A 9687-nucleotide genomic window follows, 5' to 3' on the forward strand; every position below is an offset into this window, starting at 1 on the left:
GGAGGGTAGGATGGAAAGCAACGAGCAGGCGCCGGGACGCGAGGCGCTGACCGGCGCGCGCCGTGTGGTGGTCAAGATCGGCAGCGCGCTGTTGACCAACGACGGCCGCGGCCTCGACGAAACCGCCATCGGCGGCTGGGTCGATCAGCTCGCCGCGTTGCACGCGCGTGGCATCGAGGTGGTGCTGGTGTCGTCCGGCGCGGTGGCGGCGGGCATGGCCCGGCTGGGCTGGAGCGTGCGGCCGTCGGCGGTGCACGAGTTGCAGGCGGCGGCGGCGGTGGGCCAGACCGGCCTGGCGCAATGCTACGAGGGTCATTTAGCGCGCCACGGGTTGCGCAGCGCCCAGGTGCTGCTGACCCACGACGACCTGTCCAATCGCAAGCGCTACCTGAACGCCCGCTCGGCGCTGCGCACGCTGGTCGACCTGCGCGTGGTGCCGGTGATCAACGAGAACGACACCGTGGTCACCGACGAGATCCGCTTCGGCGACAACGATACCCTGGGCGCGCTGGTCGCCAACCTGCTCGAGGCCGAGGCGCTGATCATCCTCACCGACCAGGAGGGCCTGTTCGACGCCGATCCGCGCCACGATCCGTCGGCGCGGCTGATCCGCGAAGGCCGTGCCGGCGATCCGCAGCTGGCCGCGGTCGCCGGCGGCGGCGGCGCACTGGGACGCGGCGGCATGGCCACCAAGATCCGCGCGGCGCGGCTGGCGGCGCGTTCAGGGGCGGTCACGGCGATCGCCAGTGGTCGCCAGGATGCGGTGCTGACCCGGTTGATCGACGGCGAGCGCCTGGGCACCCTGTTGCGCCCGGAGCGTGCGCCGCTGGCGGCGCGCAAGCGCTGGCTGGCCGGGCAGTTGCAGGTGCGCGGCAGCCTGACGCTGGATGCCGGCGCGGTCAGCGTATTGCGCGATCGCGGCTCGAGCCTGCTGCCGGTGGGCGTCAAGGCGGTCAGCGGTGCCTTCGTGCGTGGCGACATGGTGGTCTGTATCGACGAGCAGGGCGAGCGGGTCGCCAAGGGGCTGGTCAACTACGGCAGCGAAGAGGCGGCGCGCATCGTCGGTCAGCCGAGCCACCAGATCGAGGCGATCCTCGGTTACATGGAGGCGCCGGAGCTGATTCACCGCGACAACCTGGTGGTCCTCTAGCCTCCGCAGGCCAGCCGTCACGCGCCCTGTGGCAAGCCCCGGCAGCGCGTGCTAGAATATCGCATCCTCTCAGACATGGCCCGTGACCAACGCGTTCGTTGCTGCATGGCCAGACCGGTTTGGAAGCATCTGATTACCGAATCGGATCAAACACTTACACCGCATTTTATGGTTCTCCAAGGAGATTACGGTGGCGAATACCAAGCAAGCACAGAAGCGTGCCCGTCAGGCCGAACAGCGTCGCAAGCACAACGCCAGTCAGCGTTCGATGGTGCGTACCTACATCAAGCGCGTGATCAAGGCGGTGCAGGGCGGCGATCATGCCCAGGCCATGGACGCCTTCAAGGCGGCGCAGCCGGTCATCGACCGCATCGCCGACAAGGACGCGATTTCCAAGAAGAAGGCCGCGCGCCTGAAGAGCCGCCTCAACAAGCGGGTCAAGGCGCTGGCTGCGTAAGCCGGACGTCGCTGAGGTGCCCCGCCCGGCCCGAACGGGCGGCGGGGACCGAGAAAAACCGGCTGCGGCCGGTTTTTTTGTGCATGCCGTTTACCGAACAAGCGTGATGGGGCCAGCACATGGCGAGCCAGGACACGGGAAGGGATAGCGCGGTGCAGCCCGACGACGAGCCCGGCGCCGATAGAGCGGCGCAGGATGCGCAGGACGATCATGCCTCGCTGGACGCCCCGGCGGGTGGCGATGCCGCGCCCGGCGACGCGGCGCCGGGCGTCGTTGCGGGTCGCGCGACGCCGGCGAGCGGCGGTCTGCTGCGCTCGGGGATGGTGGTCAGTGCGATGACCATGCTGTCGCGGGTGCTGGGCCTGGCGCGGGACGTGACGATCGCCGCGCTGTTCGGCGCCGGCAGTGGCGCGGATGCGTTCTTCGTCGCCTTCAAGATCCCCAACTTCCTGCGCCGGCTGTTCGCCGAGGGCGCGTTCAATCAGGCCTTCGTGCCGGTGCTCTCGGAGTACGCCTCCCAGCGCACCCGCGCCGAGGTTCGCGAACTGCTCGACGCCGTGGCCGGCAGCCTGGCGGTGGTGCTGGCGTTGATGACCTCGCTGGCGATCGTGCTGGCGCCCTGGCTGGCGCTGGTCTTCGCCCCGGGTTTCGCCCGCGACCCCGACAAGCTGGCGCTGACCGCCGAGATGCTGCGGCTGACCTTTCCCTACTTGCTGCTGATTTCGCTGACGGCGTTCTCGGGCAGCGTGCTCAATACCTGGAATCGCTTCGCCGTGCCGGCGTTCACCCCGGTGCTGCTCAATCTCGCGCTGATCGGTGCGGCGGTGGCGCTGACGCCCTGGATGAGCGTGCCGTCGATGGCGCTGGCCTGGGGCGTGCTGATCGCCGGCGCCGCCCAGCTGGCGTTCCAGGTGCCGTTCCTGGCCCGGCTGGGGCTGCTGCCGCGGCCCTGGCCGAACTTCCGCCACCCCGGCGTCAAGCGCATCCTGTGGCTGATGGCGCCGGCGCTGTTCGGCGTCTCGGTATCGCAGATCAACCTGCTGCTGGACACCGTGCTGGCCTCGCTGCTTGCCGACGGCAGCGTGTCGTGGCTCTACTATTCGGATCGCCTGGTGGAGCTGCCGCTGGGGGTGTTCGGCGTGGCGCTGGGCACGGTGATCCTGCCGGCGTTGTCCAAGCGTCACGCCGAACGCTCGCCCGAGCACTTCGCGCAGATGCTCGACTGGGCGTTGCGCGCGGTGCTGCTGCTGGGGCTGCCGGCGGCGCTGGCGCTGGAGGTGCTCGCCGAACCGCTGCTGGTCAGCCTGTTCCACTACGGCGCGATGACCGATCGCGATATCGCCATGGCGGCGATGAGCCTGCGTGCCTATGCCCTGGGGCTGGTCGCCTTCATGCTGATCAAGGTGCTGGCGCCGGGTTACTTCGCTCGCCAGGACACTGCCACGCCGGTCAAGATCGGGGTGGTCGCGATGGTCGCCAACATGGTCTTCAACCTGGCGCTGATCCTGCCGCTGGCCCACGCCGGGCTGGCGCTGGCCACCGCGCTGTCGGCGTTTCTCAATGCCGGACTGCTGGCGCGCGGGCTGCGCCGCCGCGGGGTGCTGGTGTTTCAGCCCGGCTGGGGGCGCTATGCGCTGCAGCTGCTGGGGGGCTGTGCGCTGATGACCCTGGCGCTGTGGTGGTTCGCGCCGGACTGGCAGGTCTGGCTGGAATGGGACGTGTGGCGTCGCGCCGGTACGCTGGCCGCGCTGGTGGCGGGCGGAGCCGCGGTGTACTTCGCCTGGCTGGCGGCTACCGGCGTGCGCCTGCGCCACTTCCGGCTGCGCGGATGATGCGCGGCATTGACCGTGCAGTCGATCTGCGGCGCGGCGGCTGTCAAGGCCACCCCCCTTCGTTATAATCGAAGGCTTTCCCGGTGCGTGACGGACCTCTCTCGGAATATTGAAGGACCTATGGAACTGATTCGCGGCTTGCACAACCTGACGGCGGAGCACCGGGGCAGCGTGGCGACCATCGGCAACTTCGATGGCGTGCACCGCGGGCATCAGGCGATCCTCGATCAGCTGCGCGATCGCGCCGCCGCGCTGGGGCGGCCGGTGACGGTGGTGATATTCGAGCCGCAGCCCCGCGAATATTTCGCCGGCGATCAGGCGCCGCCGCGCCTCACCCGGTTGCGCGACAAGGTGCGGCTGCTCGCCGAGTACGGTGCCGAGCGGGTGGTCTGCCTGCCGTTCAACGAGGCGTTGAGGAGTCTCACCGCGCATCAGTTCATCGATCGCGTGCTGATCGGCGGGCTGGGCGTCCGTCATCTGGTGGTGGGCGACGATTTTCGATTCGGTTGCGACCGGGTCGGCGATTTCGCGCTGCTGCGCGAGGTTGGCGAGGCACGCGGCTTCGCCGTCGAGCATACCCGCACCTTCGCGCTCGACGACGAGCGGGTATCGAGCTCGCGGGTACGCACGCTGCTGGCCAGCGGCAACTTCGCCCAGGCCCGGCGCATGCTGGGGCGGCCCTATCGGCTGGCGGGGCGCGTGGTGCGCGACCGGCAACTGGGTCGCACGATCGGCGTGCCCACCGCCAACCTGCCGCTGCTGCCCGGGCCGATGGCGCTGCGCGGCGTGTATGCCGTGCTCACCCGGCTCGCCGATGGTCGCGAGTTCACGGGCGTCGCCAATATCGGCTGGCGGCCGACGGTGGGCACGCCGCGCCCGGTGCTCGAAGTCCATCTGTTCGACTTCGATGGCGATCTCTACGGCCAGCGCATCTCGGTGGTGCCCTGCGCGCGACTGCGCGGCGAACTGACCTTCGATGGGCTCGAGGCGCTCAAGCGCCAGATTCATCGCGACCAGGCGCGGGCGCGGGACTATTTCCGCGACATCGCGCTGCCGGGCGACGCCTCGCCGGGCGCGGCGGACGACGCGACGTGGCACTCCTTTCTGGCATCGGCGCCGCTGGCGGCGATGCCGGCGAATTCCGAATCCCCGGCGGCCGGAGCCGCCGACAACGACGACGGCTGACTCCAAGGCTATGAGCGACTACAAGCACACCCTCAACCTGCCAGAAACCGATTTCCCGATGCGCGGCAATCTGCCCAAGCGGGAACCGGCGCGCCTCGCGCGCTGGCAGGAGCTCGATCTCTACCAGCGGCTGCGCGAGGCCGGCCGGGGGCGCGAATCCTTCGTGCTCCACGACGGCCCTCCCTACGCCAACGGCAGCATTCATCTGGGGCATGCGCTCAACAAGATTCTCAAGGATATCATCGTCAAGTCGAAGAACCTGGCCGGCTTCGATGCACCCTATGTGCCGGGCTGGGACTGCCACGGCCTGCCCATCGAGCACAAGGTCGAGACTACCCACGGCAAACATCTCGAGCCCGAGCAGGCCCGCGCGCTGTGCCGCGAGTATGCCGCCGCGCAGATCGAGGATCAGCGCCAGGGTTTCATCCGGCTGGGTGTGATCGGCGACTGGGACAACCCCTACCGCTCCATGGACTTCGTCAACGAGGCGGGTGAGATCCGCGCGCTGGCCGACATGGTCGAGGCGGGCTACGTCTTCAAGGGCCTCAAGCCGGTCAACTGGTGCTTCGATTGTGGCTCGGCGCTGGCCGAGGCCGAGGTCGAGTACGCCGACAAGCAATCCGACGCCATCGACGTGGCTTTTGCCAGTGCCGACGACGCCAAGCTGGCCGCGGCGTTCGGGCTGAGCGCGCTGGCCAAGCCCGCCGCGGCGGTGATCTGGACCACCACGCCGTGGACCATCCCCGCCAACCAGGCGCTCAACGTGCATCCGGAGTTCAGCTACGCGCTGGTCGATGTCGGCGATCGCCTGCTGTTGCTGGCCGAGGATCTGGTCGAGAGCTGCCTGGAGCGCTTCGGTCTGCATGGCGAAGTGATCGCCACTGCCCAGGGCGAGGCGCTGGACCTGATCGAGTTCCGCCACCCCTTCTACGATCGCCGCTCGCCGGTCTACCTGGCCGATTACGTGGGCGCCGACGAGGGCAGCACCGGTATCGTCCATTCGGCACCGGCCTACGGCATGGACGATTTCGTGACCTGCCGTGCCCACGGCATGAGCTTCGATGAGATCGAGAGCCCGGTACAGAGCAACGGCGTCTATGTCGATGATCTGCCGTTCTTCGGCGGCCAGATGATCTGGAAGGCCAATCCGCAGATCGTCGCCAAGCTCGAGGAGGCCGGTGCGCTGCTGGCCCACCACAAGATCACCCACAGCTACATGCATTGCTGGCGGCACAAGACGCCGGTGATCTACCGCGCCACCGCCCAGTGGTTCGTGGGCATGGACGTGGCGGGCAAGGACGGCCGCACGCTGCGCGATAAGGCCTTGGAGGGCGTCGAGGCAACCGCTTTTACCCCGGCCTGGGGCAAGGCGCGCCTGCACAGCATGATCGCCAACCGCCCGGATTGGTGTATCTCGCGCCAGCGGAACTGGGGCGTGCCGATTCCCTTCTTCCTGCATAAGGTTACCGGCGAGCTGCACCCGCGTACTCTCGAGTTGATGGAGGAAGCCGCCAAGCGCGTAGAACAGGAGGGCATCGACGCCTGGTTCCGTCTCGACCCCGTCGAGCTGCTGGGCGCCGAGGCCGGCGACTACGAGAAGGTCACCGATACCCTCGACGTGTGGTTCGATTCCGGCACCACCCATCGCCACGTGCTGCGCGGCTCGCACCCTCACGGCCACGCCGAAGGACCGATCGCCGACCTGTACCTGGAAGGCTCCGACCAGCACCGCGGCTGGTTCCACTCCTCGCTGCTCACCGGTGCCGCTATCGACGGTCATGCGCCCTACAAGGAACTGCTGACCCACGGCTTCACCGTGGACGAGAAGGGCCGCAAGCAGTCCAAGTCGCTGGGCAACGTGATCGCCCCGCAGGAAGTGATGGACAAGCTCGGCGCCGACATCCTGCGGCTGTGGGTCGCCTCCACCGATTACTCCGGCGAGATGGCGGTCTCCGACGAGATCCTCAAGCGCACCGCCGACGTCTACCGACGCATCCGCAACACCTCGCGGTTCCTGCTCGCCAATCTCAACGGCTTCGACCCGGCGCGCGACGCCATCGCCTTCGGCGACATGCTGGCGCTGGATCAGTGGGTGGTCGATCGGGCCGCCCAGTTGCAGGTGCGTATCGAGCAGGCGTACGAGGAATACCGCTTCCTCGATGTCTATCAGCAGGTGCACACCTTCTGTGCGCGGGAGCTGGGCGGTTTCTACCTCGACGTGATCAAGGATCGCCAGTACACCACCCAGGCCGATTCCCTGGCCCGGCGCAGCTGCCAGACCGCGCTCTATCACGTGGTCGAGGCGCTGGCCCGCTGGATCGCGCCGATCCTGAGTTTCACCGGCGAGGAGGTCTACGAGCACATCCCCGGCGAGCGCCGCGACAGCGTGCTGCTGGAGCGCTTCTACACCGGGCTGGCCACGCTCGACGAGGGCGCCGAGTTCGGCCGCGACTTCTGGGAGCGGGTGCTGCAGGTCAAGCAGGCGGTCAACAAGTGCCTGGAGGACGCGCGCAACGCCAAGCAGATCAAGAACGGCCTGGCCGCCGAGGTCACCCTCTACGCCAGCGACGAGCTGCGAGAGACGCTGGGCCGGCTGGGCGACGAACTGCGCTTCGTGCTGCTGACCAGCGAGGTGCATCTGGCCTCCCGGGACGCTGGCGGCGCGGCGCAGGCCGAGACCAGCGAACTCGAGGGGTTGCGGGTCGCGGTCGCGCCCAGCGCCCACGCCAAGTGCGAGCGTTGCTGGCAGCATCGCCCGGATGTCGGCAGCCACGCCGAGCACCCGGACCTGTGCGGTCGCTGCATCAGCAACCTGCCGGACGGCCCCGGGGAGGCGCGGCATTATGCCTGACATGCGGCCTGAGCCGGATACGGCCGAGGGCGACCAGCAGGCGGCGCCGATGCGCCGGCCGTTGCGCTGGCTGTGGCTGTCGCTGCTGGTCGTGGTGCTCGACCTGGGCAGCAAGGCGCTCGCCAGCAGCCTGCTGAGCTACGGCCAGCCGGTGGAGGTGCTGCCGGTCTTCAACCTGACGCTGCTGCACAACATGGGCGCGGCGTTCAGCTTTCTGGCCACCCACGATGGCTGGCAACGCTGGCTGTTCGCGCTGCTCGCGGTGGGCGCCAGCGTCGGCCTGAGCATCTGGCTGACCCGGCTGAAAAGCGGCGAGGTGCTGCTGGCCGGCTCGCTGGCGCTGATCATCGGCGGCGCGCTGGGCAATCTCTACGATCGCCTGGTGCATGGTTACGTGGTGGATTTTCTCTCCTTCCACTGGGGAAACAACTACTTCCCCGCCTTCAACCTGGCCGACACGGCCATCACCCTGGGGGCGATCGGGCTGATTCTCGAAACCCTGCGTGATGCCCGGCGTCAAAAGGCCTGATACTCCCCAATGTGGCCGAATATGCAAAGCGGAGCGCGATGAGATGAGTGAATACCGGATCGGCGAGGGCATGGAAGTCACCCTGCACTTCACCCTAAAGCTCGAGGACGGCACGGTGGTCGATTCCACCCGCGACAAGCAGCCGGCAACGTTTCAGGTCGGCGACGGCAACCTGCCGCCGGGTTTCGAGGCGCCGCTGACGGGCCTGACCGACGGCGAGACCGGCAGCTACACGATCTCCCCTGAGCACGCCTTCGGCCAGCACAACCCGCAGAACATCCAGTCGTTGCCGCGCGACAGTTTCGAAGGCACCGACGAGCTGGAGGAGGGCCTGGTGATGTCGTTCGCCGACCCGGCGGGCGGCGAGTTGCCGGGGGTGATCGCCGAGATCGGCGACAAGCGCGTCGAGGTGGACTTCAATCACCCGCTGGCGGGGCGTACCCTGACCTTTGACGTCGAGGTGATCGAGGTGCGGCCGGCGACGACCCACTGAACCGTCGCGTAGCGCTTTTCATAGACATACACCGCCATTGATACCGCGCGTATCGAGCGAGGCAGACATGCAGATCAAGTTGGCCAATCCCCGCGGCTTCTGCGCGGGCGTCGATCGGGCGATCGATATCGTCAACCGGGCGCTCGACGTGCTGGGCCCGCCCATCTACGTGCGCCACGAAGTCGTGCACAATCGCTTCGTGGTCGATTCGCTGCGCGAGCGCGGGGCGATCTTCGTCGACGAACTCGACGAGGTGCCCGACGACGTCACGGTGATCTTCTCGGCTCACGGGGTGTCGCGCGCCGTCCAGCAGGAAGCGGAGCGCCGCGGGCTGAAGATCTTCGACGCCACCTGTCCGCTGGTCACCAAGGTGCACATGGAAGTCCTGCGCTACGCCAAGCGCGGCCAGGAGTGCATTCTGATCGGCCATGCCGGCCACCCCGAGGTGGAGGGCACCATGGGCCGCTACGACACCTCGCACGGCGGCGCCGTCTACCTGGTCGAGGACGAGGCCGATGTCGCCGCCCTCGAGGTCAAGGACCCCGAGCGGCTGGCCTTCGTCACCCAGACGACACTGTCGATGGACGATACCGCGCGGGTGATCGATGCCCTGCGCGACAAGTTCCCGGCCATCCAGGGACCGCGCAAGGACGACATCTGCTACGCCACCCAGAACCGTCAGGACGCGGTGCGCGAGCTGGCCGCCGACTCGGATCTGGTGCTGGTGGTGGGCAGCGTCAACAGCTCCAACTCCAACCGCCTGCGCGAACTCGCCGAGCGCATGGGCACGCCGGCCAGGCTGATCGACGACGCCAGCCTGATCGAGCCGGCGTGGCTGGAGGGTGTCGCGCGCATCGGCATCACCGCCGGCGCCAGCGCCCCCGAGGTGCTGGTCAAGGGCGTGATCGAGCGGCTGCGCGCGCTGGGCGCCGAAGTCCCGGAAGAACTCGAGGGCCGCGAGGAGAACATTACCTTCTCCATGCCGAAGGAGCTGAGAGAGCAGGTCATCGTCAGCGGCTGAGTTATCTCCCTCTTCGAACGTTGAAAAGTCGGGCATATGCTCTAATGCCAGTCAGTTAAGCCTACCTTCAATAAGCTGATCATGAGACCTTTCCCTGTCAGGTACACTGACAGGGAAAGGTCCATGCATTTCAGCAATGCCATCGATGCCATTGCCAAGGTGGTGCCCG

At 67.8% G+C, this 9687-nt stretch carries 8 protein-coding genes; all 8 read left to right on the top strand.

What is annotated here, in order from left to right:
- Nucleotides 1-10 precede the first annotated feature (10 nt).
- The 8 genes from proB to ispH all read left to right on the top strand — a co-directional run bounded on the left by proB (nucleotide 11) and on the right by ispH (nucleotide 9518).
- Complete coding sequence (gene proB / locus HR9077_RS16925) at nucleotides 11-1150, top strand: glutamate 5-kinase (protein WP_136068393.1); 1140 nt, start codon at nucleotides 11-13, stop codon at nucleotides 1148-1150.
- A 190-nt stretch (nucleotides 1151-1340) separates the two neighbouring features.
- Nucleotides 1341-1607 (top strand): 30S ribosomal protein S20, encoded by a 267-nt coding sequence (gene rpsT / locus HR9077_RS16930; RefSeq protein WP_136068395.1) that lies wholly within the window; start codon nucleotides 1341-1343, stop codon nucleotides 1605-1607.
- Between the two features lie 119 nt (nucleotides 1608-1726).
- Nucleotides 1727-3439: a murein biosynthesis integral membrane protein MurJ gene (gene murJ / locus HR9077_RS16935; protein ID WP_280178452.1), complete on the top strand. Its 1713-nt coding sequence runs from the start codon at nucleotides 1727-1729 to the stop codon at nucleotides 3437-3439.
- Nucleotides 3440-3559: 120 nt separating this feature from the next.
- A complete protein-coding gene (gene ribF / locus HR9077_RS16940; protein WP_136068396.1) occupies nucleotides 3560-4624 on the top strand; it encodes a bifunctional riboflavin kinase/FAD synthetase in 1065 nt (354 codons plus the stop codon).
- Nucleotides 4625-4634: 10 nt separating this feature from the next.
- Nucleotides 4635-7475: an isoleucine--tRNA ligase gene (gene ileS / locus HR9077_RS16945; RefSeq protein ID WP_136068398.1), complete on the top strand. Its 2841-nt coding sequence runs from the start codon at nucleotides 4635-4637 to the stop codon at nucleotides 7473-7475.
- Nucleotide 7476: 1 nt separating this feature from the next.
- Complete coding sequence (gene lspA, locus HR9077_RS16950) at nucleotides 7477-8004, top strand: signal peptidase II (protein WP_458692928.1); 528 nt, start codon at nucleotides 7477-7479, stop codon at nucleotides 8002-8004.
- Between the two features lie 43 nt (nucleotides 8005-8047).
- Nucleotides 8048-8497 (top strand): FKBP-type peptidyl-prolyl cis-trans isomerase, encoded by a 450-nt coding sequence (gene fkpB / locus HR9077_RS16955; RefSeq protein WP_136068400.1) that lies wholly within the window; start codon nucleotides 8048-8050, stop codon nucleotides 8495-8497.
- Nucleotides 8498-8564: 67 nt separating this feature from the next.
- Nucleotides 8565-9518 carry a 4-hydroxy-3-methylbut-2-enyl diphosphate reductase gene (gene ispH / locus HR9077_RS16960; RefSeq protein ID WP_136068402.1) on the top strand — a complete coding sequence of 318 codons (954 nt, stop codon included), beginning with the start codon at nucleotides 8565-8567 and terminating at the stop codon, nucleotides 9516-9518.
- The last annotated feature ends 169 nt before the right edge of the window (nucleotides 9519-9687 follow it).

Source organism: Modicisalibacter radicis (genome assembly GCF_900961225.1).
GTDB lineage: Bacteria > Pseudomonadota > Gammaproteobacteria > Pseudomonadales > Halomonadaceae > Modicisalibacter.